The 23,439-nt window shown below is 33.6% G+C and carries 20 protein-coding genes and 1 pseudogene; 7 read left to right on the forward strand and 14 right to left on the reverse strand.

The window, feature by feature from the left end; genetic code table 11:
• Window position 1: 1 nt before the first annotated feature.
• A complete protein-coding gene (locus ACNQGD_RS09065; protein WP_417999065.1) occupies window positions 2-2,173 on the forward strand; it encodes a tetratricopeptide repeat-containing hybrid sensor histidine kinase/response regulator in 2,172 nt (723 codons plus the stop codon).
• A 242-nt stretch (window positions 2,174-2,415) separates the two neighbouring features.
• Here ACNQGD_RS09065 and ACNQGD_RS09070 read toward each other — a convergent pair whose 3' ends face one another.
• Together ACNQGD_RS09070 and lpxK are read right to left on the reverse strand one after the other, a co-directional pair.
• Window positions 2,416-3,228 (reverse strand): purine-nucleoside phosphorylase, encoded by an 813-nt coding sequence (locus ACNQGD_RS09070; RefSeq protein WP_417999066.1) that lies wholly within the window; start codon window positions 3,226-3,228, stop codon window positions 2,416-2,418.
• A complete protein-coding gene (lpxK, locus tag ACNQGD_RS09075) occupies window positions 3,191-4,225 on the reverse strand; it encodes a tetraacyldisaccharide 4'-kinase (protein ID WP_417999067.1) in 1,035 nt (344 codons plus the stop codon). The genes ACNQGD_RS09070 and lpxK overlap by 38 nt, the downstream gene beginning before the upstream one ends.
• Before the next feature lie 135 nt (window positions 4,226-4,360).
• On the opposite strand from lpxK, the gene ACNQGD_RS09080 reads away from it, so the two are divergent.
• The 4 genes from ACNQGD_RS09080 to rluF all read left to right on the forward strand — a co-directional run bounded on the left by ACNQGD_RS09080 (window position 4,361) and on the right by rluF (window position 8,039).
• Entirely contained in the window at window positions 4,361-5,455 is a 1,095-nt protein-coding gene (locus ACNQGD_RS09080; protein WP_417999068.1) for a Nif3-like dinuclear metal center hexameric protein, read from the forward strand.
• A gap of 3 nt (window positions 5,456-5,458) precedes the next feature.
• Window positions 5,459-6,238 carry a zinc ribbon domain-containing protein gene (locus ACNQGD_RS09085; RefSeq protein ID WP_417999069.1) on the forward strand — a complete coding sequence of 260 codons (780 nt, stop codon included), beginning with the start codon at window positions 5,459-5,461 and terminating at the stop codon, window positions 6,236-6,238.
• Between the two features lie 38 nt (window positions 6,239-6,276).
• Window positions 6,277-7,128: an alpha/beta fold hydrolase gene (locus ACNQGD_RS09090; RefSeq protein ID WP_417999070.1), complete on the forward strand. Its 852-nt coding sequence runs from the start codon at window positions 6,277-6,279 to the stop codon at window positions 7,126-7,128.
• A 98-nt stretch (window positions 7,129-7,226) separates the two neighbouring features.
• Window positions 7,227-8,039 (forward strand): 23S rRNA pseudouridine(2604) synthase RluF, encoded by an 813-nt coding sequence (rluF, locus tag ACNQGD_RS09095; protein ID WP_417999071.1) that lies wholly within the window; start codon window positions 7,227-7,229, stop codon window positions 8,037-8,039.
• Between the two features lie 43 nt (window positions 8,040-8,082).
• Here the strand turns inward: rluF and ACNQGD_RS09100 are convergent, their stop codons facing one another.
• The 8 genes from ACNQGD_RS09100 to argS all read right to left on the reverse strand — a co-directional run bounded on the left by ACNQGD_RS09100 (window position 8,083) and on the right by argS (window position 16,691).
• The gene (locus ACNQGD_RS09100; RefSeq protein ID WP_417999072.1) at window positions 8,083-9,468 is read right to left on the reverse strand and encodes a DUF4153 domain-containing protein; all 1,386 of its coding nucleotides are present in this window, start codon (window positions 9,466-9,468) and stop codon (window positions 8,083-8,085) included.
• Window positions 9,469-9,519: 51 nt separating this feature from the next.
• Window positions 9,520-9,813: a winged helix-turn-helix domain-containing protein gene (locus ACNQGD_RS09105; RefSeq protein ID WP_417999073.1), complete on the reverse strand. Its 294-nt coding sequence runs from the start codon at window positions 9,811-9,813 to the stop codon at window positions 9,520-9,522.
• Between the two features lie 2 nt (window positions 9,814-9,815).
• Window positions 9,816-10,430, reverse strand: a complete 615-nt coding sequence (locus ACNQGD_RS09110; RefSeq protein WP_417999074.1) for a hypothetical protein — start codon at window positions 10,428-10,430, stop codon at window positions 9,816-9,818.
• A gap of 112 nt (window positions 10,431-10,542) precedes the next feature.
• Window positions 10,543-11,469: a magnesium transporter CorA family protein gene (locus ACNQGD_RS09115; RefSeq protein ID WP_417999075.1), complete on the reverse strand. Its 927-nt coding sequence runs from the start codon at window positions 11,467-11,469 to the stop codon at window positions 10,543-10,545.
• A 212-nt stretch (window positions 11,470-11,681) separates the two neighbouring features.
• Window positions 11,682-12,563 carry a bifunctional 5,10-methylenetetrahydrofolate dehydrogenase/5,10-methenyltetrahydrofolate cyclohydrolase gene (locus ACNQGD_RS09120; RefSeq protein ID WP_417999076.1) on the reverse strand — a complete coding sequence of 294 codons (882 nt, stop codon included), beginning with the start codon at window positions 12,561-12,563 and terminating at the stop codon, window positions 11,682-11,684.
• Window positions 12,564-12,641: 78 nt separating this feature from the next.
• Window positions 12,642-14,003: a signal recognition particle protein gene (gene ffh / locus ACNQGD_RS09125; protein WP_417999077.1), complete on the reverse strand. Its 1,362-nt coding sequence runs from the start codon at window positions 14,001-14,003 to the stop codon at window positions 12,642-12,644.
• Window positions 14,004-14,132: 129 nt separating this feature from the next.
• Window positions 14,133-14,849: a hypothetical protein gene (locus ACNQGD_RS09130; protein WP_417994145.1), complete on the reverse strand. Its 717-nt coding sequence runs from the start codon at window positions 14,847-14,849 to the stop codon at window positions 14,133-14,135.
• A gap of 63 nt (window positions 14,850-14,912) precedes the next feature.
• Window positions 14,913-16,691, reverse strand: coding sequence for an arginine--tRNA ligase (gene argS / locus ACNQGD_RS09135; protein ID WP_417999189.1), 1,779 nt, complete (start codon window positions 16,689-16,691; stop codon window positions 14,913-14,915).
• 290 nt (window positions 16,692-16,981) lie between these two features.
• Here argS and ACNQGD_RS09140 point away from each other — a divergent pair, with 290 nt between their 5' ends.
• Entirely contained in the window at window positions 16,982-19,381 is a 2,400-nt protein-coding gene (locus ACNQGD_RS09140; protein WP_417999078.1) for a TonB-dependent receptor, read from the forward strand.
• A 99-nt stretch (window positions 19,382-19,480) separates the two neighbouring features.
• On the opposite strand, the gene ACNQGD_RS09145 is transcribed toward ACNQGD_RS09140, so the two are convergent.
• Window positions 19,481-20,488 (reverse strand): 3-oxoacyl-ACP synthase III family protein, encoded by a 1,008-nt coding sequence (locus ACNQGD_RS09145; RefSeq protein ID WP_417999079.1) that lies wholly within the window; start codon window positions 20,486-20,488, stop codon window positions 19,481-19,483.
• Window positions 20,489-20,697: 209 nt separating this feature from the next.
• Here ACNQGD_RS09145 and ACNQGD_RS09150 point away from each other — a divergent pair.
• Window positions 20,698-20,999: pseudogene (locus ACNQGD_RS09150) on the forward strand (alpha/beta hydrolase family protein); the annotation flags it as partial.
• Between the two features lie 96 nt (window positions 21,000-21,095).
• Here the strand turns inward: ACNQGD_RS09150 and ACNQGD_RS09155 are convergent.
• The 3 genes from ACNQGD_RS09155 to ACNQGD_RS09165 form a co-directional block, all read right to left on the reverse strand.
• The gene (locus tag ACNQGD_RS09155) at window positions 21,096-22,043 is read right to left on the reverse strand and encodes an ABC transporter ATP-binding protein (RefSeq protein ID WP_417999190.1); all 948 of its coding nucleotides are present in this window, start codon (window positions 22,041-22,043) and stop codon (window positions 21,096-21,098) included.
• Between the two features lie 104 nt (window positions 22,044-22,147).
• On the reverse strand, window positions 22,148-22,843 hold the full coding sequence (locus ACNQGD_RS09160; RefSeq protein ID WP_417999080.1) for a YiaD family glycine zipper/OmpA-like lipoprotein: 696 nt from the start codon (window positions 22,841-22,843) through the stop codon (window positions 22,148-22,150).
• A gap of 14 nt (window positions 22,844-22,857) precedes the next feature.
• Window positions 22,858-23,334, reverse strand: coding sequence for a lipocalin family protein (locus ACNQGD_RS09165; RefSeq protein WP_417997618.1), 477 nt, complete (start codon window positions 23,332-23,334; stop codon window positions 22,858-22,860).
• Window positions 23,335-23,439 lie beyond the last annotated feature (105 nt).

Genomic DNA, 23,439 nt, shown 5'->3' on the forward strand with positions numbered 1-23,439 from the left:
AATGAAGTGTTTTTTTCTTTTTATTGCTTTTTTATACTCCTCATTGTATTCTCAACCTAATGAGGAAAAAGACAGCACAGCATATTACAGTAGTTTAAGCAATTCCAGCATTCAAACTAATAACTATAAAGAGGCACTATTATATACTCAAAAAGCAATACGCAATGCTGTAAAAAACAAAAACATTAAAGAACAAGCGCAGCAGACCTTCAATCTTGGAAAAATTTATTTTGATCTAAAAAAATATGATGATGCTATAGAAACTTTACTCGAAAGCGCTGCATTATTTTCGAGTTTTGAGCCAACTCCACAGCGTTCTGCAACTTATTATCGTATAGGTTTATGCTACATGCAAAAAGAAAATTATGACAGAGCTTCAATATATTTTGAGAGAGCAAAATCTATTAATGATAAATTACGAGTTCCTGATGTTGCTGAGTTATTTAACCTTCAAAAAGGACTAATTTACAAATCAAAGAATAAATTAGATTTAGCATTATCCGCTTTTAAAATTATAATTGCTAAACCATATAACCCAGCTTTGCTAAATACTAAAGCAGAAGCCTCTTACCAAATAGGAAAGATTGAAGCCAGCCGAAATAGAAATAACTTAGCTTTAAACTATCTAAACAAAGCATTAGAATTAAACAGTAAAACCAAAAATCTAGAACAAAAATCAGATATTTTACTGGCCTTAAGTGATGTTTATGAAAAAACGTTAGATAAAAATAATGCTTATTTCTATTTAAAACAACATCACAATTTAAAAGAGAGCATCACCATCTTAAACAATGAGAGACTCGGTATAGATGATTATCAAAAATTCAAAGAGTCTCAAAAATTAAAAGAAATTGCACAAGCAAATTATGAAAATAAGGAACAAGAAAAGGTTAATAAATTTTCTAAACTAATCAGTATTTTTGCAATTGCCTTAATTTCAATTTTATCTTTATTAAGTTTATCCCTCTACAAAAACAACATCATTAGAAATCGGTCTAATTTATTATTGCAAGAAAAAAATAAAGAATTAGAGATTGCTAAAGACAAAGCCGAAAAAGCGTCAAAAGCGAGATCCGAATTTTTGTCAACTGTAAGCCATGAACTTCGAACTCCCTTGAATGCCATCAATGGTATAACCCATTTATTATTGGAAGAAAACCCACAGAAAAATCAATTGGACTATTTGTCATCCTTAAAATTCTCGGGAAACTATTTGACAAAATTCATCAATGAAATTTTAGAAATTAATAAAATTGATTCGCAAAAATCAGAAATAGAATACACAAGTTTTAATCTAAAAAAATTATTAGAGGACATCATGCATTCTTTGAAAGAATTGGCTTTGGTGAATAACAACAATTTTAAACTTGAAGTTGACGCAGCTATTCCCGATTATTTAATAGGTGATCCCACAAAATTATCACAGATAATATTGAATTTAATTAACAATGCCCTAAAATTTACAAAAAACGGAAACGTTACCGTTATCGCCAATCTTGAGACGTTAAAGGATAAAAAAGCGACCTTGTATTTTGAAATAACCGATACTGGAATAGGAATACCCGAAGACAAATTAGTAACCGTTTTTGATAGTTTTTCGCAAGGGTCCATAGAAGTGAATCGCAAATATGGAGGAACCGGTTTAGGATTAACTATTGTAAAAAAATTAATTAAAATCCTTGGCGGGCAAATCAAACTTAAAAGTGTGGTTGGCGAAGGTTCTACATTTTCATTTCGCTTAGAATTCCAAATAAGTGCACAGCAAGAATCTCAAATTGAGAAAAAAACCATGATAAAATACGATGCTGCCAAATTAATAAACAAAAAAATATTATTGGTTGAGGATAATAAAATTAACCAAATGATTACTAAGAAAATGCTTGGTAATAAAGGGATTATATGCGAAATAATTGACAATGGTGAGGATGCAATCGATTTACTAAAGACTAATACATTCAACTTAGTCCTTATGGATATTCACTTACCCGGAATAAATGGAACAATTGCAACAGAAACAATACGAACATTTGATACCACCACCCCTATCATTGCCCTTACTGCAATTTCATTACATGAAAACCGCGAAATGCTTTTATCGTTTGGGATGAATGAAGTAATCACTAAACCATTTGTGCCTGAGGAATTTTACAATATAATTGCTGAATATATTTAGATCCCTGATTTAATACACCTGTCCGTTACTAATACCAAATTAGTTGTTTTAGCCCCGAATTACACAAATTGTCACAAATTTTAATTTTTATGGCTATCCGTAACTAAAACAAAACTTTTGGCCACAGATTTAAAAGATTTCAACAGATTATAGAAAAGTGAATGAGATTCATTAAGGAAATCTGTAAAAATCTTTTAAATCTGTGGCATAAAAAACAATAGCACTAAGCAAAGCGGACAGTGCTAATAGTTTAAAATTAATTCTTTAATAAGACTTCTTACTTTTGGTTCTGCTTTTTTAGCGGCTTCTAATACTTCATCATGTGAAATAGTTCCAATGCTTTCTTCATTTCCCATATCGGTGATTACTGAAATACCAAAGGTTTCTAAATCCATGTGACGCGCCACAATCACTTCGGGAACCGTTGACATTCCGACACAATCTGCACCAAGAATTTTTACCATTCTGTATTCTGCCAAGGTTTCAAAGGTTGGGCCTTGCAAACCCAGATAAATTCCTTCATGAACGGCAATGTCTAATTCTTGTGCCAATTCAGTTGCTTTCGCAATCATTTTTCTTGAATACGGCTCACTCATATTTACAAAACGAGGTCCGAAACGTTCGTCATTTTTTCCACGTAAAGGATGTTCCGGTGTCATGTTGATATGATCCGTAATCAGAACAATAGAACCTACTTTGTAACTTGGATTTACACCACCTGAAGCATTTGAAACTATCAATTTCTCAATACCTAAAAACTTCATCACTCGCACCGGAAAAGTAACTTCTGTCATGGAATACCCTTCGTAGAAATGAAATCGTCCTTGCATAGCAACTACTTTTTTTTCTCCTATTGTTCCAAAAACTAATGCGCCTTTGTGACCTTGAACTGTCGAAACAGGAAAATTCAGAATTTCGTTGTACGGCAACGTATATTCTACTTTCATTTCATCTGTAAAACTCCCTAATCCTGAACCTAAAATCACGCCATATTCTGGTATGAAATTGATTTTTCCTTTAATTTGACTTACCGTTTCTTGTACTTTTTCCCACATAGTCTATAATTGTTTTATCAAAATTTTCACTTCCCGAAACGAAAGAACTTTGTATTGGTAAATAGAAAAGCTGTTCGCTTAACAAACTTCCTTTTAAACGTACATAATCTTTTTCGGTAGTGATAATACTATTTTTTTGAGCTAAATTTTTAATTTCTAAAATGTCATTATCGGTAAAATTATGATGGTCCGGAAAAGACAAACAGACATCATTAGTATCTTGCAAATAGGCAAAAAACGGTTCCGGTTTTGCAATTCCTGCCACCAGCAATTTAGCCGCCGATTGAATTTCATTTACCTTTATCTTTCGGTTCTCTGCATAAATAAATTCTTCGTATGCTATAAAAGTAAAGTACAATTCCTGATTTTCAGAAACTTTTAACCTGTTTTTAATATCCTTTTCTTCGTCAAGCGAAAGATTAAAAGGACATTTCGTAACAATAATAACGTCAGCTCTTTTTGCCCCGCTTCGGCTTTCGCGTAAATTTCCGGTTGGCAACATCAAATCATCCGAATACAAATCACCATAGGAAGTGAGTAGAATATAAAATCCCGCTTTTACTTTTCGATGTTGAAAAGCGTCATCAAGCAGAATCACTTCTGGTTTTATGGATTGTGAAAGCAATTGTTCGATTCCATTTTCCCTGTCGGCATCAACGGCAACTTGGATAGTTCCAAATTTTTTATAAAACTGAAAAGGTTCATCGCCAATAATGGCAGCATTTGAATTGGCTCCCGCCAAAATAAAACCTTTAGATTGTCTTTTATAACCTCGACTTAGTGTCGCAACTTTATATTTATCAGAAAGCAAGCGAATCAAATATTCAATTTGAGGAGTTTTTCCGGTTCCGCCAACGCTAAGATTTCCAACAGCAATAACTGGCAAATCAAACGAATGGGATTTTAAAATCCCATTGTCGAAAAAAAAATTCCGAATACTCGTTATCAGACCATATAAAATGGCAAACGGGAACAGTATTTTTCGCAGTAAATTCATTTTACGAAAGTAGAATAAATTATCTTTGAAATAAAAATCTAACACAGATTTCACTAATTTTTACAAATTAAAAAATAACTTTAAATATTTGTGTAAAATATAATCTGTGTCAATCTGTGAAATCTGTGTCAAAACATGAAAATCAAAGAAATAATATTCGTACTTGAAGAAATGGCACCACTCGCCTATGCAGAAGATTTTGACAATGTGGGGTTATTGGTTGGAAATCAAGAATCAGAAGCTACTGGAATTTTGGTTTGCCATGATGCTTTAGAAAATATAATTGACGAAGCGATTGCAAAAAATTGCAATCTGGTAGTTTGTTTTCATCCCATCTTATTTTCGGGGTTAAAAAAAATAACAGGTAAAAACTACGTGGAACGAGCCGTAATTAAAGCCATAAAAAATGATATCGCTATTTATGCTGTTCATACCGCCTTAGACAATCATCAAGAAGGCGTGAATAAAATATTCAGCGATGCACTAGGGTTGGTAAATACTAAAATCCTAATTCCGAAGCAACATTTTATTAGGAAATTAGTGACCTATACAATTCCTGAAAATGCAGAAGAGGTGCGAAATGCATTATTTGATGCTGGCGCAGGTAATATTGGAAATTATGAAAATTGCAGTTTTAATTCGAAAGGAATTGGAACCTATATGGGAAATGAGCATAGCAATCCGCAAGTTGGCGAACGTTTTGAATTTGTACAAGGTGACGAAATCAAAATCGAAGTCACTTTCGAAAAGCATTTAGAAAACAAAATTCTAAAAGCATTATTCAAAAGCCATGCGTATGAAGAAGTCTCGTATGAGATTTATGAATTGCAAAATAAACATCAAAATATTGGCTTGGGAATGATTGGGGAATTGAAAATTCCCATGAATGAAAAAGAATTTCTCCTTTTTACGAAAGAAAAAATGCAAAGTGATGGAATCCGACATTCCAACTTTACAGGAAAAGAAATAAAAAAAGTAGCCGTTCTTGGCGGAGCAGGAAGTTTTGCGATAAAAAATGCGATTCAGGCGGGAGCTGACGCCTATTTGACTGCTGATTTAAAATACCATCAGTTTTATGAAGCCGAAAATCAACTACTATTAGCCGATATTGGACATTTTGAAAGCGAACGCTATACAAAAAATTATATTGTAGAGTATCTTCGGAAAAAAATCCTTAATTTTGCAGTTATTTTATCAGAAGAAAATTCAAATCCAGTTAAGTACTTATAGAATATGGCGAATACGAAAGAATTAAGTGTTGAGGACAAGTTAAGAGCAATTTACGATTTACAACTTATTGACTCTAGAATTGACGAAATCAGAAACGTAAGAGGAGAACTTCCTTTAGAAGTAGAAGATTTAGAAGATGAAGTTGCAGGTTTAAGCACCCGTTCAGAAAAATTGAAAAGTGAACTTGAAGTTATCGAGGATCTAATCAAATCAAAAAAGAATGCAATTGATGACCACAAAGAGGCTATCAAAAAATATACGAAACAACAAGAAACGGTTCGTAATAACCGAGAATTTAATTCGTTGACTAAAGAGGTTGAATTTCAAGAATTAGAAATTCAATTGTCTGAAAAACAAATTAAAGAAATGAAAGCTTCAATCGAACATAAGAAAGAAGTAATTTCAAGTTCTAAAGAAAGATTAGAAGCAAAATCAAATCATTTAAAGCATAAAAAATCAGAGTTAGAGGCTATCATGGCTGAAACTGCTAAAGAAGAAGCTTTCTTATCTGAAAAATCAGCAGAATTTCAAGCTTTAATTGAAGAACGATTGTTGAAGGCTTACACCAGAATCAGAACTAGCGTTCGAAATGGTTTAGCTGTTGTTTCTATTGAAAGAGGTGCTTCTGCGGGATCATTTTTTACTATTCCTCCACAGACACAAGTAGAAATTGCTTCTAGAAAAAAAATTATTACTGATGAACATTCAGGAAGAATATTAGTAGACAGCGTATTGGCTGACGAAGAAAAAGAGAAAATGGAACAGTTGTTTTCTAAATTCTAATTACATTTAAGTCCCGATACATATCGGGACTTTTTTTTATGAAAAAAATATTGTTTTTTATATTCACTAAATCTATTGGATTATACATCAACCTTTTGAGTTTTGTATTGCCCAAAAAAGCATCGCAAATAGCGTATGCCTTTTTTAGTGAACCCAGAGAAGGCAAATTATCCAAAAACAGTCTTCCAGAAATTCTACAAGAAGCACACTCTGAAACGTTTCAAAATAAAGAACATTTCTTTCATACGTATACTTGGAAAGGAAATGACACCGTAATATTATTAGTTCACGGCTGGGAAAGTAATGCTTCCCGATGGGAAAACATCCTGCCTTATCTAAAAAAATCAGGAAGCACCATCATTGCAATTGACGGTCCTGCGCATGGATTATCGAGCGGTAAAGAATTTAGCATTCCTAAATATGCTGAATTTATTCATATCGCTGTCGAAAAATTTAAGCCTCAATACTTAATAGGGCATTCTATGGGTGGTAAAACCTGTTTGTATTACCAATCCGTTTATCAAAATGATGCTTTAAAAAAAATGGTGATTCTAGGATCTCCAAGTGATTTCAATATTATTTTAAACAATTACATTACGTTATTGAGTTTAAATTCTAAAATTTCAAAATCCTTAGAAGCTCATTATTTGAATCATTTCAAACTCAATCTGGAACAATTTTCAGGGAAATTATTCGCCTCTAAACTGAACATCAAAGGGCTTATTGCTCATGATATTGACGACACGGTAGTTTTATTCGAAGAAGGAAAGAAAATTGCAGGCGCATGGGAAAATGCTGTTTTTATCGAAACTAAAGGTTTAGGACACAGCATGCATGATGCCGAATTGTATGAAAAAGTGTCTCGCTTTTTATTTGAATCGGATAACTAAAATATAAAAATCTACGAAATACTTTATAGAGTTCTTAATTTTTCAAATAAACAAATAACCACATAAACGATTAAACAATTTAGTACTACTTTTGCAGTATGGAAGAAAATTTAAAACGCCTAAATAAATTCATTGGAGAAACTGGGTATTGTTCCCGCCGTGAAGCTGATAAAATCATTGAAGAAGGTCGAGTAACCATCAATGGAGTCGTTCCGGAATTAGGCACAAAAGTTTCCCCAAATGACGAAGTGCGTATTGACGGCAAATTAATCCGAGAAAAAAATGAGAAACCCGTTTATCTTGCTTTCTATAAACCTGTTGGAATCGAATGCACCACAAACCTGGATGTTCGCAATAATATTGTAGATTACATCAATTACCCCAAACGTATTTTCCCTATAGGACGGTTAGACAAAGCGAGTGAAGGATTGATTTTTATGACTAATGACGGCGACATCGTCAATAAAATATTACGTGCCCGAAATAATCACGAAAAAGAATATACCGTAACCGTAAACAAACCCATCACCGATCGATTCATCGAAAGAATGGGAAATGGGATTCCAATTTTAGACACTGTTACCCGAAAATGTAAGGTGGAACAAATCAGCAAATTCATTTTCAAAATTATCTTGACGCAAGGCTTAAACCGCCAGATTCGTAGAATGACAGAATATTTAGGGTATGATGTTACGGCGCTTAAACGCATCCGAATTATCAATATTTCGCTGGATATCCCTGTAGGCCGTTACCGAGATTTGACTGATGCTGAAATCAAAGAATTAAACGAATTGATTGAACCTTCGAGTAAAACAGAAGAAGCCAGTTTACCTAAAACAGAAGTGCCAAAAAGAAGAACTGAATTCATCAAAAGAGATGATCCCAGATTTAAAGGTCGAGGAGATTATTAAACATACAAAAATCCCATCCGCTACGGCTGATGGGATTTTGCTTTTATTTATTAGTCATAAATTCATAATATAAGACTTTTGATAAAAAGGGTTGAGATTGCATCCGAATAATCTCTTTCTCTTTTGAAAGTTCCATGTTTTGTCCATCTAATTTCTTTTGCGAAAAATAATCACTACGCATTTCATCATTAAAATTGAGTCTGGATAAAAACATAGGCTCAACGCCTTTATTTACAGAGATATTGTACTGCGTGATTATACTTCCCCAATTAACAAAACTGCATAATAGGATTGTTCCATAGAAATACCAAATCATTTGATTGAAAAGAAAAGCATTTGTTTTTTGCTTGGTGATTTTTATAAAAGAAATAACCAATCCAATTATCGCTAAAATCAAGAAAGCATACACACCTAATCTTTTGTAGGTTAAACCAAAATAGGAAACATATTCCGAGTTTTTGATGAGGGCACATAGTATTAAAATTCCGTTTAAAAGAATCCAAATCTTAGCTAATTTTTTAAGATTTTTAGCATTTGCATCAAAATTAAACCCTCCTTTAAAATAGAATAAAATAACACCAACTGCCATTATGATTGAAAGAATAACGGCAGTTACTCTTTCGTGTGTATCAGAACTTAAGTTAGATTTTTTGACCACTTCAAAAAACTGTTCGTAATTATAAGTTGCAATGAAAATCAAAAGCAACGCATTTAAAAGAAACAACGTAATCTCTCCACTTCTTCTTTCAAAATCAATATCCAAAAACGAAAATGAATTTTGATTTTGCGTTTTGGCTTCTTCCTTAAAATCATTATCCAGTAAATCATTCTTTTCATAACAAATCACAGGAATCCAATAATTCCAGAAAGTGAACGAAATAAAAAATCCTAAAGCGGTAAGTACAAATGCTTGCCAAGCATCAATATCTAAATAATAACCGGTAAACAAAGACGAAAAATGATCGCTTCCAAAAGAATATACGATTAAAAATAGCCCAAGAAATAGGATTGGAATAACAAAATAAGCAATCAGCTTTTTAGCAAAACCGTTATTGACTTTTCGCTTAGGAAGATATTGACTGAACATCAATATACGACCTAACGAAGCGATTCCGTTGATCAACACCAAAGGCAGAGCCTGTAATAATTTAAGTTTTGGCTCCTGGGTTTTGAATTGTAAAAAGATAATCGACAAAGCCATAGCTAAAAACGACGGAAAATCACCATACCAGGCAAACGCAAAGCAAGACAGAACCGATGCAACCACTAAAATCAAATGCAACCTACTGGTAAATTTCTCTTGGAAGAAATAACATATCAAGGCGGTTTGCATCATCCCGAAAATGGCCCAATTGAGACCCAAATCCTCGTTGTAAAAAAGCAGTGTAAAAACCAAACTGCTGGCTAAAATAAAATGTAGTTTTTTCATAATAAAATTCAAAAGTACTTTGCTTTTCAAAGTATTTAATTAAAAAAAAGGTCATTTAGATTTAATTAATTTTTCAAGACTATTCAAATGAGAAATAAAAGCGGCTCTACCCATATTGGTAACTCGATACGAAGTTCTCGGTTTTTTACCCACAAACTCTTTTTTTACTTCTATGTATCCAGATTTTTCTAATGCTGATGAATGACTTGCTAAGTTACCATCAGTGATATTCAATAAAGATTTCATCTCAGTAAAATCAATCCAGTCGTTTACCATCAAAACAGACATAATGCCCAATCTGACCCGACTTTCGAAATTTTTATTTAATGCATCAATGATTCCCATTTCTATTTGTATTTTTTGAACACAATTATTCCGTAAAGGATGTGTAAAATCCCAAATCCTATTGCCCAAAAAACAAGCCCAAAACCAAGATAAAAAAGGGAAATACATCCTAAAATAATTTCACATGCACCCAAATATCTAATATCCGAAAAAGTGTATTTCCCGGCATTAATAAGCGCTAAGCCATAAAATAATAAAGTAACTGGAGCAATCAGAGCGAATAACTGATGGTATAAAAGAGCCATACAAAATATGCCTCCAACTAATAAAGGAATCGCTAGATTCAATACCATTTTTTTAGTGGTATTAGTCCAAACCGGCAAATCAAACTTTTTACTTTTTCTCAAAGTAAAAAATATACCAGATCCCAATGCTAAGATCAAAATTGCCAAAGCAATGAAAACTAATTCGATTATTAAATCATAGCTATAGATCTTTTGCTTACCATCAAAATATTCAATTCCATTATTTTTAAACAACTGATATGCGTACATTGATCCCGCTAACGCAAACAAGCCTGCAAATACACCTGAAAGGCCACTTAATGAAATAAATCTTGAAGAGCGCTCCATCATGGAACGAATATGTGATAAATCTTCTTGAAGCTTTTGACTCATAAATAAAGTACTTTGAATTACAAAGTTATTTATAATTTTTAGATTTCAAAGTATAAACGGATTTAATTTTGATAAAATTTATAAAATGAATATTTACACAAAGTTTATAGTATCAAAACCATCTCTTTCTTTTGAATAAAAACACACCAAAAGCGGATAACAATACAGATACTGAAATCACAATCCATATTCCATAGCGATTATCTTCTAAATCATTGGGTACATTCATACCATACAAACTCGCAATCAGTGTTGGAATCATCAAAATAATCGAAATTGAAGTCATCTGCTTCATAATTGTATTCATATTATTAGAAATCACAGAAGCATACGCATCCATAGTTCCCGTTAAGATGTCGCTGTAAATATTAGTGGTTTCTTGCGCCTGACGCAATTCAATTTCAACATCTTCCAATAAATCAAAATCAAAATATTCTTTTTGGGATTTTATATTTTTGATTCGATGCAACAAAATATCATTCCCTTTCAAGGATGTCATAAAGAAAACCAAACATTTTTCTATTTGAAGTAACGCTTGTAATTCTTCATTTTTAATTGATTTTTCTAAATTGTCCTCGGCTAATTTTATTTTTTGATTGACTTGTTTTAAGTATTTCAAAAACCAAACACTAGAGGAAAGCAATAACTTCAACACTAAATCGAAGTTGTCTTTAATGTTGATATTCTTGCGTTTCGTATAAGTAACGAAATCCGTAAGCATTTCCGTATTATGAAAACTGATGGTGATGCAAACTTCTCCTTTAAAAACAACCCCAACAGGAATGGTATGAAAAGGTAATTTAACGTCATTACTCTTCACAGGAATTCGCATGATAATCAAAGTCCAGCCATTTTCAATTTCTATCCTTGGTCTTTCATCAATATCTTCAATATCGTTATAAAATGCTTCAGGAATTTGTAAGTCTTCGAGTAAATATTTTTTCTCTGCTTCGGTAGGGCATTCAATATTTATCCAGCAATTAGGAATCCATTCTGGAATGGCAATCAATCCGTTATTGTTTTTGTAAAAAGCTCTCATTTCAAAATTCTATAGGTTTATTTACAGCCTCTTGAAAACAGTTCAAGTGCTATATTAGTGTAACATTTCCGAATAATAATCGTCCATTTTAAAGGTCTTGTTTAAGTGGTGCAAAAGTATTCTTTAAATTTCATTTCAGCATCAATTATCAGAATTAAGATCAAAAAAAGCCTTAAACATATGTTTAAGGCTTTCTATCAAAAACTATTCTTTTATTTATTTCTTTTCATTTCTCTTGCCAAAAGCGTGTTTTTCAACAACATTGCAATGGTCATAGGTCCTACTCCACCTGGTACAGGGGTAATAAATGATGCTTTTTTGCTTACATTTTCAAAATCAACATCACCAGTGATTTTATATCCTTTTTTATTTGTTTCATCAGGAACACGTGTGATACCTACATCGATAACCACAACGCCATCTTTCACCATATTCGCTTTTAGGTAATTTGGGACTCCCAAAGCAGTAATGATAATATCGGCATTTTTAGTGTATTCTTCTATATTTTTGGTTCTGCTGTGAGTAAGAGTTACAGTTGAATCCCCTGGATATCCTTTGCGACTCATCAAAATACTCATTGGAAGACCCACAATATGACTACGTCCAATAACAACGGTATGTTTACCCGCGGTTTCAACTTTGTAACGCTCTAACAATTCCATTATTCCATAAGGAGTTGCGGGCAAAAACGTTTCCATTTCTAAAGCCATTTTTCCAAAATTGGTTGGATGAAATCCATCCACATCTTTATCAGGATCAATAGCCATCAGAATTTTCTGCTCGTCAATGTGTTTGGGTAAAGGCAATTGAACAATGAAACCATCTAAATCATCATCTTCATTGAGATCTTTGATTTTTGCCAACAATTCAACTTCCGAGATGTCTTCGTCTAAAGAAACCAATGTAGATTCAAATCCTATTTGTTGACATGATCTTACTTTGCTACCAACATAAGTCAAACTTGCACCGTTTGATCCAACAAGAACCGCAGCTAAATGAGGCACTTTCTCCCCATTGTCTTTCATTTTTTGTACTTGGACAGCGATTTCGCTCTTAATATCTTCCGCTGTTTTTTTTCCGTCTAGTAGTTGCATTTTTATTTAGTTTAATGTCTTAAAGTCGAAAGTCTTAAAGTCGTTACAACCTTAAGACTTTCGACTTTTGACTCATTTTTATTTCATTCCGGGCATACCTCCTGGCATTCCGCCTTTCATACCGCCCATCATTTTCATTAGGTTTTTTCCTCCTGGACCTTGCATCATTTTCATCATCTTGCTCATTTGTTCGAACTGTTTCATCAATTGATTTACTTGCTCAATTTTAGTTCCGGAACCTTTTGCAATTCGAGATTTTCTTTTTACATCGATCAAAGCCGGCTTGCTTCTTTCAATTGGAGTCATCGAGTGAATAATTGCTTCAATATGTTTGAATGCATCATCTTCTATCTCCACATCTTTCATGGCTTTTGAAGCACCTGGTATCATTCCAACCAAGTCTTTCATATTACCCATTTTCTTTACTTGCTGAATTTGTGAAAGGAAATCATCAAAACCGAATTCGTTTTTGGCAATTTTCTTTTGGATTTTTCTTGCTTCTTCTTCGTCAAATTGCTCTTGCGCTCTTTCTACCAAAGACACAACGTCTCCCATTCCCAAAATTCTTTCGGCCATACGAATTGGATAGAATACATCAATGGCATCCATCTTTTCGCCTGTACCTACGAATTTAATTGGTTTATTAACAACCGATTTAATCGAAATTGCAGCTCCACCACGTGTATCTCCATCTAATTTAGTTAAGATAACTCCATCAAAATTTAATATATCGTTGAAAGCTTTTGCTGTATTTACAGCATCTTGACCTGTCATCGCATCAACTACAAACAACGTTTCTTGAGGTTGAATGGCTTTATGAACGCGCTCTATTTCGTTCATCATTTCTTCATCAACTGCTAAACGACCCGCAGTATCGACAATCACAACATTGAATCCATTTGCTTTCGCATGTTTGATTGCATTTTGAGCAATTTCTACTGGATTTTTATTTTCTGGCTCGGAATAAACCTCAACGCCTATCGAATCTCCAACCACGTATAATTGCTGAATAGCCGCAGGACGATAAATATCACACGCTACTAATAATGGCTTTTTGTTCTTTTTTGTTTGAAGATAATTGGCGAGTTTTCCGGAAAAAGTAGTTTTACCGGAACCTTGTAAACCAGCCATTAAAATAACCGATGGATTCCCGGAAAGATTGATTCCGGCAACATCACCACCCATCAATTCTGTCAATTCATCTTTTACTAACTTTACCAGTAATTGTCCTGGTTGAAGTGTTGTCAATACATCCTGACCGATTGCCTTTTCTTTTACTTTGGTAGTAAAATCTTTGGCAATTTTAAAGTTAACATCCGCATCAAGCAAGGCTCTTCGAACTTCTTTCAAAGTTTCGGCTACATTTATTTCGGTGATTTTTCCGTGACCTTTAAGTATATGAAAGGCTTTATCTAGTTTATCGCTTAAATTATCGAACATAATTTTTTTCTCTTTAATTAAGGCGCAAATTTAAGCATTTGATTTTGAAGTTTAAATGGTATTATAAATAAAAAGAGGCTATCTGAAGAAGATAGCCTCTTTTTATTATGTAATCAATGAAACTTTAGATTAATCCTTATCGTCTAAATCTGTTTCATTTTCTAGTAAATCTTTTATAAAGTCGCCAATATCGTTGTGACTATCATCACTACCAGTACTAATTTCGATAACGCCGTCTCCATCGGTATCTAATAATAAACCTTGATTTGCCAAAGTTGTTAATTTATTCATTAAAGCATCAAGCTGTATTTTAATATTTAAAGAAAGATCATTACCACTTATTGTAAAATCTTTGTTATGATCTTCAAAATCCAATTCAAGTTCGGCATCCTCATCGCTCCAAATAATAAATGGTTTTCCATTTATAGTTCCTTTTATCAAATAAGTCTTGCCATTCATTTCGCCAACTAAAGTAGATTTTTCGAATTTAAATTCGATTTCTTCATATCTTGCATTCGGAACATTTACAGAAGTAATAAATGGACTTAACGTTAGGTTTGGATCAAGCAAGTCCAATAAAAAAGGCCCATCAAGTTTAACGTCATCATATTTGGGATCCATACTGTACATAGCATCTTCCATATCGGTTTCAAATTTGATCTTCCCAATATTAATCCTAAAATCAGTAAAAACTACTGTAGAGGCAGCCGTACGTGCAGTTAGAGAAGTCTTACCTGTTGTAGACTCCGCAGAGGCTTTCAAGGTTACATTCCCTTCTGAAGCGGAATCATTTGTACAAGAACTTATTATAAGTGCAAGTAAAGCTAAAATTGAAATTTTTTTCATAATTGTATTTTTAAATTATTAAGTAATAATTAAGTAATTATTAACGCAAAAAATATGCCATTATTACATTCTTTCCGGCACACTAATACCTAATAATTTAAAGGAAGCCGCAATCGTATCTGCCACTTTTTTAGACAATTGAACTCTGAATATTTTTTTCTCTAAATCCTCTTCTCCAAGAATCGGAACAGCCTGGTAGAATGAGTTGTATTCCCGAACTAAATCATAGGTAAAATTTGCAAGCAAAGCCGGACTGTGATGCTGTGCTGCATTTTGTATCACTTCAGGAAACAACGCTAACTGTTTCACCAATTCCTTCTCTTTTTCATGAAGTACTGCCGCTTTGGATTTATTCAAAAAATCAAAATTGGCTTTACGAATAATAGATTGAATACGGGCATACGTATATTGAATAAACGGACCTGTATTTCCAGCAAAATCTACCGATTCTTCCGGATTGAAAAGGATTCGTTTTTTAGGATCCACTTTTAGAATATAATATTTCAAAGCCCCCAAACCAATCGTGTTGTATAATGTTGCTTTTTCATCCGCCGAATAGGAATCCAATTTTCCTAAATCTTCTGCGATTTTTTGTGCTGTATCTGTCATTTCCTGCATCAAATCATCGGCATCAACAACAGTTCCTTCACGGCTTTTCATTTTTCCAGAAGGTAAATCTACCATTCCGTAAGACAAATGAAATAGGTTTTTAGACCAGTCAAAACCTAATTTTTTCAAGATAAGAAACAAAACTTTAAAGTGATAATCTTGTTCATTACCAACGGTGTAAACCATTCCGCCTACATCCGGATAATCCTTCACGCGCTGAATTGCTGTTCCAATATCTTGCGTCATGTAAACCGCAGTTCCGTCTGAACGCAATACAATTTTACGGTCTAAACCTTCATCCGTTAAATCAATCCAAACAGAACCGTCAGGATCTTTTTCGAAAACACCTCTGTCTAAACCAATCTGAACCACATCTTTCCCTAATAAATACGTGTTACTTTCGTAATAAAAACAATCGAAATCAACACCAAGATTTTTATAGGTTTTGGCAAAACCATCATAAACCCATTGGTTCATGGTTTTCCAAAGCGTGATTACGGCATCATCTCCAGCTTCCCATTTCAGCAACATTTCCTGCGCTTCCAATATGATTGGCGCTTGTTTTTTGGCTTCTTCTTCCGTTTTACCGGTGCTCATTAATTGCGCTATTTCTTCTTTGTATGCTTTATCAAAAGCTACGTAATAATTTCCAACTAATTTATCCCCTTTTAAACCTGTACTTTGCGGTGTTTGTCCGTTTCCGAATTTTTGCCAAGCCAACATTGATTTGCAAATATGGATTCCTCTATCATTAATGATTTGAGTTTTATAGACTTTCTTCCCCGAAGCTTTGATAATTTCTGCCACTGAATATCCTAAAAGATTATTACGGACGTGGCCTAAATGCAAAGGTTTATTCGTGTTTGGTGAAGAATATTCAACCATTACCGCTGTGTCTTCTGGATTTGGAGTAACGAAACCAAAAGCAAGGTCATCTTTTATTTCTCCGAAGAAATCCAAATAATAGTCATCTGAAATAACAACATTCAAAAATCCGGAAACCACATTAAACCGACTTACCGCAGCTACATTTTCAACTAAATAGTTTCCTATTTTATTTCCCAATTCTACTGGATTGCTTTTCACCACTTTCAGCAATGGAAAAATAACCATTGTAATATCCCCTTCAAATTCCTTGCGTGTAGTTTGAAATTCAACTTTATCAATAGTAACGTCAAATAAAACTTTTACAGCTTTTTCAATAGAGGGCGTAAGAATTTGTGGTAATGTCATTTTATGTATTGGTTTTAAGGGGACAAATATAGTCATATTGCCGTAATTTGAAAATTGGAAAACAAGATAATTTACACTTAAAAATGAAGCTTTTGACCTAGTTTAAGGTAGAAATCGATTTTTTTCAAAAATAGATGTAACAAAATCCACACTGATAAGTCTATTATGTAACTTTTAATATCTAGTGTTTGTCAAAAAATGTTAAATATTACTAAAAAAGGTATTATGCTTAACATAGTATTGTATAAAATAATACATTTGCATCATCAATCATTTAAATCAAATCAATCATGAAACTTAAATTAATTTTAATCTGCTTTATTGGAACCTTGTTTTCGATAGCGGCGCAGACTTCGGTCAAACCCTCAATTCTGGAAAACTCTGGAATTATTTCTGGAAAAATAACTGACAAAAAGAGTAATGAACCGTTGGCGTATGTAAATATTGTGGTGAAGGAAAACAACAAAGTCATTACTGGTGACATCACATCTGATAAAGGAACTTTTCAAATAAAAAATTTAGCCTTAAAAGATTACATTGTTGAAATCCAATTTATGGGGTACAAAACAATTTCAAAATTAGCAAAATTATCAGAAGACAGCAGCATCAATTTGAATACAATTGCATTAGAGGAAGATGCGGTTCAATTGGCTGGAGTTGAAGTTGTCAGCGAAAAATCAACTATTGTACAAAAAATTGACAGAAAGATTATTAACGTGGGGAAAGATTTGATTTCTGCCGGAGCAACAGCCGGAGAAATCATGAATAATATTCCTTCGGTGAGCGTAGATCCGCAAACAAATGCCATCAGTTTAAGAGGAAATTCTAATGTTCGCATATTAATTGACGGAAAACCCACTACTATGGATGCCGCGCAGGTTTTACAACAAATCCCATCAGCTTCCATCAAGCAAATTGAATTAATCACCAATCCTTCGGCAAAATACAATCCGGAAGGAATGAGCGGAATTATCAATATTGTTTTAAATAAAAACAGTAAACTTGGATTTAACGGAAGTATCAACAACGGTGTAACCTTTGGTAAAACACCAAAAGTAAATTCATCTCTTGACTTAAATTACAGATCTGGAAAGTTTAATTTCTTCGGAAATTATGGCTTTAATCATGGTAAATATTCAAACAACGGCTTTATAAACAGTCAGGAATTGAATAATGAAAACACACAGCTTTTTGACATGAATTCTAAAAACACGTCTCATCTGGCAAAACTTGGTTTTGATTTTAATATTAATGAGAAAAACACTTTTTCATTTTATACCAATCAAAATATTTCGAGAGGGAAAGATTTTGGAAATACCGAAGTAGACTATGTTTCACCTCTTACTACTGATCGATTACAACTGTTTGACAGCAAAAGTAAAAATCACTCTCAAACCTATAATTTTGACTACAAATTAGGCTTTAAAAAGGAAGGACATAATTTAGAATTAGAAGTAAATTACAGTAAAAATGACAGTCCTGAAAATGCAGTATATACTAATGTAAACGGCGCTACAAACTCTTTTACAAATGATGTAAAAACGGTAGGAAATAATACGATCCTAAATCTTGATTACGTAAATCCACTTACTGAAACCACTAAACTGGAATTAGGTTTAGAAAGCCGAAATCAAAATACGGATAATAACTTATTTTTGAATGACGCCTATAACTCTAATTTCACTTACGAAAGAACATTATACTCCGCATATGCCACCCTTGGCAAGCAATGGAAAAAATGGAATTTTCAAGCTGGAGCGCGTTTAGAACAATACAATGTTGACGCTTTATTTAGAAAAGTAACTGAAGTAGATTCAAAATTTAAAGATGACATTCTAAGTATTTATCCCTCAGCTTTTATCACTTTTAATCCAAGTGAAAACAACTCTTTTAACTTGAATTATTCTCGAAGAGTAGACAGACCCAGTATTTCACAAGTAAACCCGATTAGAGAATGGAGCACACCAACGATTGATTCTGAAGGAAATCCTTTTCTAGTTCCCCAATTCACAAATTCATTTGAATTAAATTACACTCGAAAAACTAAAATTGGTTCTATCACTTCCGGAATTTTTTACAGAAGAATTCAAGACGAAATAACACGAGTGATTTTCACAAATCCAAACAATTCAAACAGACAAATTATATCTTACGATAATTTTGACAACAATGATGCTTATGGTATCGAAGTTTCAGGAAACTTAGATTTAAAAAAATGGTGGAGTGCGAATATAAGTTTTGATGCTTACAAGAAAAAAACCAAAGGAACTATTGAAGACACACCGGGAAATTACGAATTTGTAGAAATTGATGTTACAACGTTTAATGCCCGTATCAACAATACGTTTAAAGCGACAAAAGACTTGCGTTTTCAATTATTTGGAATGTACCGAGGTAGAGATTTAAGTCTTCAGTTTGACAGAAGCCCCATGTGGAAAATGGATATTGGGACCAGTTACAACGTATTGAAAGGAAGTGGAACTATCAGTGCCCGATTCAGTGATATTTTCAAAACCATGCGATTTGCTTTTGTTGGGGAACGTCCTTACAGAACAAACGGGGAATTTAACTGGGAAAGCAGAACCGTATATTTAGGCTTCAATTATAGATTTGGAAGCGGAAAAAACAAAGCAACCGAGAGAAAGCAAAGAGATAAAAATGAGACACAAGGTGGCGGAGGTCTTTTATAAGAATTAGTTTTAATATTTTTTTGTAGCAAGAAAAACCCGGAGTATGCCAACTCCGGGTTTTTCGATTTAGAAACATTTCTTGTAATCTAGAGAATTATTTTACCATTTAATAATAGCGCTACCCCAAGTAAATCCACTTCCAAATGCTGCTAATACAACTGTATCTCCGGATTTTATTTTCCCTTTTTCCCATGCTTCGGTCAAAGCAATTGGAATAGAGGCTGCAGTAGTATTCCCGTATTTTTGAATATTATTATACACTTGATCGTCCGTCAAGTTGAATTTCTTTTGGATAAACTGTGAAATTCTCAAATTTGCCTGATGTGGAATCAACATATCAATATCTGAAACTTGTAAATTATTCGCTTGCAATCCCTCATTAATAACTTCACTGAAACGAACTACTGCATTTTTAAATACAAATTGTCCATTCATGTACGGAAAATAACTTTCATCCTCCGGATTATTGTCAGCCAAAATATCTGTTACCCAACGGCCTCCCATTCCTGGAGCTTTTACAATCAATTCCTCGGCATGTAGCCCTTCAGAATGTAAGTGTGTGGATAAAATACCTTTTGTCAAATCTTCTTCTCTACTCAAAACAGCGGCTCCTGCTCCGTCTCCAAAAATCACGGAAACACCTCTTCCACGTGAGGTCATATCCAATCCGGTAGAATGAACTTCTGAACCTATAACCAATACATTTTTATACATTCCAGACTTGATATATTGGTCAGCAACAGATAAAGCGTAAATAAATCCGGAACATTGATTTCTGACATCTAAAGCACCAACAGTTCTTAATCCTAAATCACGTTGTACTAAAACCCCTGGCCCAGGAAAATAATAATCAGGGCTTAATGTGGCAAAAACTATGAAATCAATATCCTCCTTAGCAATACCAGAACGCTCAATCGCAATTTCGGCCGCTTTTACTCCCATAGAAGTCGTTGTATCTTCTCCTCTTATAATATGTCTTCGCTCCTGAATCCCGGTTCTCTCTTGAATCCATTCGTCATTGGTATCTATAATTTTGGACAAATCGTCATTAGTCACTACGTTTTCGGGAACATAAAAACCCAGTCCTGCTATTTTTGAATGATACATATACTATTGTTATTTTATTAAAATACGAGTGCAAATTTAAAACATACTTAAAAATATAAGCCAACAAAGTACTACTTTTTTAGCAATTTACAAGTTTTATGATTTTTGCAACAATTTCCTGCTATACTTACAGATACAATCCACTGAACCACTCAAAAATAATACGATAGTGACTTAATTCGGAGATGGCCCACACGTTAAAAAGAGTTTTTGGCTTCCAAACCGAACAACGCAACTACTGGGAAACTCCTGAAGTATACAACATGATGTCTCCATTGCTGAATGCGGATAAAATGAAAGCGCCAATGCTTTAGTACACGATGAAGCGGATAATAACCCGGGAACCTTCACATTGCAAACCGAACGCTATTTTCAGGCTTTGAAAGGGTTAAGTACTCCGGCAAGAATGGTAATTCTTCCAAAAGAAGTGCACGGTTATGTAACCAAAGAGACTATTTTGCATTTGCATTGGGAACAAGATCAATTCTTAGAAAGATATTTAAAGAATTAACTTTGAAAGTAGTAATCAGTGACCAGTTAAGAAGTGGTCAGAAAACTGAATATAGCACAAAACCCCAAAATCATAGTGATTTTAGGGTCTTTCTTTTTAGGATAACATCAAATATACTTCCTGATTGAGTTCTAATTCCGAATCATGCTCAAAAAAAATCGCTCTTCTTTCAAAAGCTGCTTTAACCAAATAATGACTTCCTTTGAAATAACATTGTTTCACAACTGCTTTCATGATTGCGTTATCTACTATTTTCAATTGATGCGGATACAATAAAAGCGCTGCATCTTCATCATCCTCAAGAGCTATTAATTGCGATAATTTCAACTCATTTACTTCCCCAAAAAGAGACGCAATGTATTTATTAGCCGGGTTTTCATACAAGGATTTAGAATCCCCTTTTGCAACTACTTTTCCGTTTTGAACAACAATCGTTTCATCAGAGAAAGACAACGCATCAGTACTATCATGCGTGGCAATAATACAGGTAACACCTTTATCTTTTAAGTATCTAAATAAATTGCGGCGTAAAGAATTCTTTCTAAAAGAATCAATTTGGCTGAAAGGTTCATCCAGTAAAATAATTTCAGGTTCCAAAGCCAAAACTCTGGCCAAGGCTACTCGTTGCTGCTGTCCGCCACTTAGAAATTTCGCTTTTACTTTTGCGAAAGCCGACATTTCGACCATATCTAATAATTCTTGAACACGGGATTTCTTCTCCTCAGGATACATATTCGACAAGAACTTACCCACATTTTCTTCAACGGTTATGTAGGGCATCAAATCGAAATCCTGTGCTAAATATTTAATGTAATCTTCTCCCGGTACCAGATTGTATTTGGGTCCTAAAATGGGTTTGTCATTATAAGTAATCGCTCCGCTATTTAGATCATATAATCCGTATATTAGTTTTAGCAACGTACTTTTGCCACAACCGCTTTCGCCAATAATAGCGGTATTTTGACCTTTGGAAATTGTGAAACTTACATTTTCAATAACCGGGGTTTCAGTGTACGTAAAGGAAATATCTTTTATCTCTAGCATCATCTTTATTTAAAGCTGCAAATTTACAATGTTTAATTCAAATTTAGGCACAAAAAAAGGCTGCTTCTTGACGAAACAGCCTTTGTTTTTATGATATTTTTCGCTTAGTTTTTCACTTCAGCTTCTGCATCTTTAATCATTTTTTCATTTGCAGTAATAGCAAATTCAACACGACGGTTTTGGCTTCTACCCTCAACAGTTTCATTTGAAGCAATTGGATCAGCAATCCCTAAACCGGTAACTTGAAATCTACTGGAAGAAACCCCTTTGCTAGCTAAATAATTTCTAACAGATCCTGCTCTTTCTCCTGAAAGTTTTAAGTTATAATCCGCTGGACCAGTACTGTCTGTATATCCGTAAATTGTGATATTTGTATCTGGATACTCCGCAAAAACAGGAACCAATTTATCTAGATTTGCTTTTGCAGCAGCAGTCAACGAAGATTTATTAGTATCAAAACGCACTGCATTTTCATTCAAAACTAATTTAATACCTTCACCTACACGAACTACTTCAGCTCCTGGAAGCGCAGCATCGATTTCTCTTGCTTGTTTATCCATTTTGTTACCAATAACTCCACCGGCAACTCCACCAATCACACCGCCAAGAACAGCACCCATAGCTCCTTTACCACCTTTACCAAGATTGTTCCCAAGAACACCTCCTAATACAGCTCCGGCAACAGCACCTATTCCCGCTCCTCTTTGTGTTTTATTTGTATTTTTTACTGCTTCACAACTAGTGAACATTGAACCTATTACCATTATTGTTGCCATTGCAACTATTGAAATCTTTTTCATATCTGAAATTTTTATTAATTAACTTTTTGAAATTGGTATACTACATTCGTCATTTTCCCTCCAACATCGATTTTATCAATCAATTGAAAAGAAGATTCTGTTTGATTGGCTACGTATAAAATATAACCATCTCTCACTTTTCTAGCTTTTTCACCTGCGTTAAGAATTTTTAGAATAAACTGACCATCATTATTTACAAACCAAGTAATAGGTGAGCTAAATGACATACAATTTGCTTTTGTCAAAGCCATATTTCCTTTATTGTTATTAGATACAAATTTCCATGTACTTCCTACAAAACATTCCGAATCCGCAAGTTGAAAACTATTTACTTTGATATATTGAGATCCTGGATACGTTACAGAACTGATTTCCCAATTTCCTTTCATGGCAACTTGAGTTTTTCTATCTGTATTTGTACTTGTCACTGATGTTGACTTACATGCGAACATCAAAACAGCTAAAGCGCATACTAAAATTATTTTTTTCATTTTCTTAAATTTAATGAATTAATACTTACACAAAGATACAATGCAATGAAAAGAAAATTGTTTCAAAATTAAAGTATTTTATATCATAATTAACGCCTACGACAA

Origin of the sequence: Flavobacterium glucosi (assembly GCF_048286535.1) — a bacterium.
GTDB lineage: Bacteria > Bacteroidota > Bacteroidia > Flavobacteriales > Flavobacteriaceae > Flavobacterium.

Excerpts from the sequence above, each read along its gene's own strand:
- ACNQGD_RS09130 (WP_417994145.1), bottom strand. The coding sequence starts at position 14,849 with ATGAAAAAAATTTCAATTTTAGCTTTACTTGCACTTATAATAAGTTCT.
- ACNQGD_RS09165 (WP_417997618.1), bottom strand. The coding sequence starts at position 23,334 with ATGAAAAAAATAATTTTAGTATGCGCTTTAGCTGTTTTGATGTTCGCA.
- ACNQGD_RS09140 (WP_417999078.1), top strand. The coding sequence starts at position 16,982 with ATGAAACTTAAATTAATTTTAATCTGCTTTATTGGAACCTTGTTTTCG.
- ACNQGD_RS09080 (WP_417999068.1), top strand. The coding sequence starts at position 4,361 with ATGAAAATCAAAGAAATAATATTCGTACTTGAAGAAATGGCACCACTC.
- ACNQGD_RS09085 (WP_417999069.1), top strand. The coding sequence starts at position 5,459 with ATGGCGAATACGAAAGAATTAAGTGTTGAGGACAAGTTAAGAGCAATT.
- ACNQGD_RS09105 (WP_417999073.1), bottom strand. The coding sequence starts at position 9,813 with ATGGGAATCATTGATGCATTAAATAAAAATTTCGAAAGTCGGGTCAGA.
- ACNQGD_RS09100 (WP_417999072.1), bottom strand. The coding sequence starts at position 9,468 with ATGAAAAAACTACATTTTATTTTAGCCAGCAGTTTGGTTTTTACACTG.
- ACNQGD_RS09145 (WP_417999079.1), bottom strand. The coding sequence starts at position 20,488 with ATGTATCATTCAAAAATAGCAGGACTGGGTTTTTATGTTCCCGAAAAC.
- ACNQGD_RS09110 (WP_417999074.1), bottom strand. The coding sequence starts at position 10,430 with ATGAGTCAAAAGCTTCAAGAAGATTTATCACATATTCGTTCCATGATG.
- ffh (WP_417999077.1), bottom strand. The coding sequence starts at position 14,003 with ATGTTCGATAATTTAAGCGATAAACTAGATAAAGCCTTTCATATACTT.
- rluF (WP_417999071.1), top strand. The coding sequence starts at position 7,227 with ATGGAAGAAAATTTAAAACGCCTAAATAAATTCATTGGAGAAACTGGG.
- ACNQGD_RS09070 (WP_417999066.1), bottom strand. The coding sequence starts at position 3,228 with ATGTGGGAAAAAGTACAAGAAACGGTAAGTCAAATTAAAGGAAAAATC.
- ACNQGD_RS09160 (WP_417999080.1), bottom strand. The coding sequence starts at position 22,843 with ATGAAAAAGATTTCAATAGTTGCAATGGCAACAATAATGGTAATAGGT.
- ACNQGD_RS09065 (WP_417999065.1), top strand. The coding sequence starts at position 2 with ATGAAGTGTTTTTTTCTTTTTATTGCTTTTTTATACTCCTCATTGTAT.
- ACNQGD_RS09090 (WP_417999070.1), top strand. The coding sequence starts at position 6,277 with ATGAAAAAAATATTGTTTTTTATATTCACTAAATCTATTGGATTATAC.
- lpxK (WP_417999067.1), bottom strand. The coding sequence starts at position 4,225 with ATGAATTTACTGCGAAAAATACTGTTCCCGTTTGCCATTTTATATGGT.
- argS (WP_417999189.1), bottom strand. The coding sequence starts at position 16,691 with ATGACATTACCACAAATTCTTACGCCCTCTATTGAAAAAGCTGTAAAA.
- ACNQGD_RS09115 (WP_417999075.1), bottom strand. The coding sequence starts at position 11,469 with ATGAGAGCTTTTTACAAAAACAATAACGGATTGATTGCCATTCCAGAA.
- ACNQGD_RS09120 (WP_417999076.1), bottom strand. The coding sequence starts at position 12,563 with ATGCAACTACTAGACGGAAAAAAAACAGCGGAAGATATTAAGAGCGAA.
- ACNQGD_RS09155 (WP_417999190.1), bottom strand. The coding sequence starts at position 22,043 with ATGCTAGAGATAAAAGATATTTCCTTTACGTACACTGAAACCCCGGTT.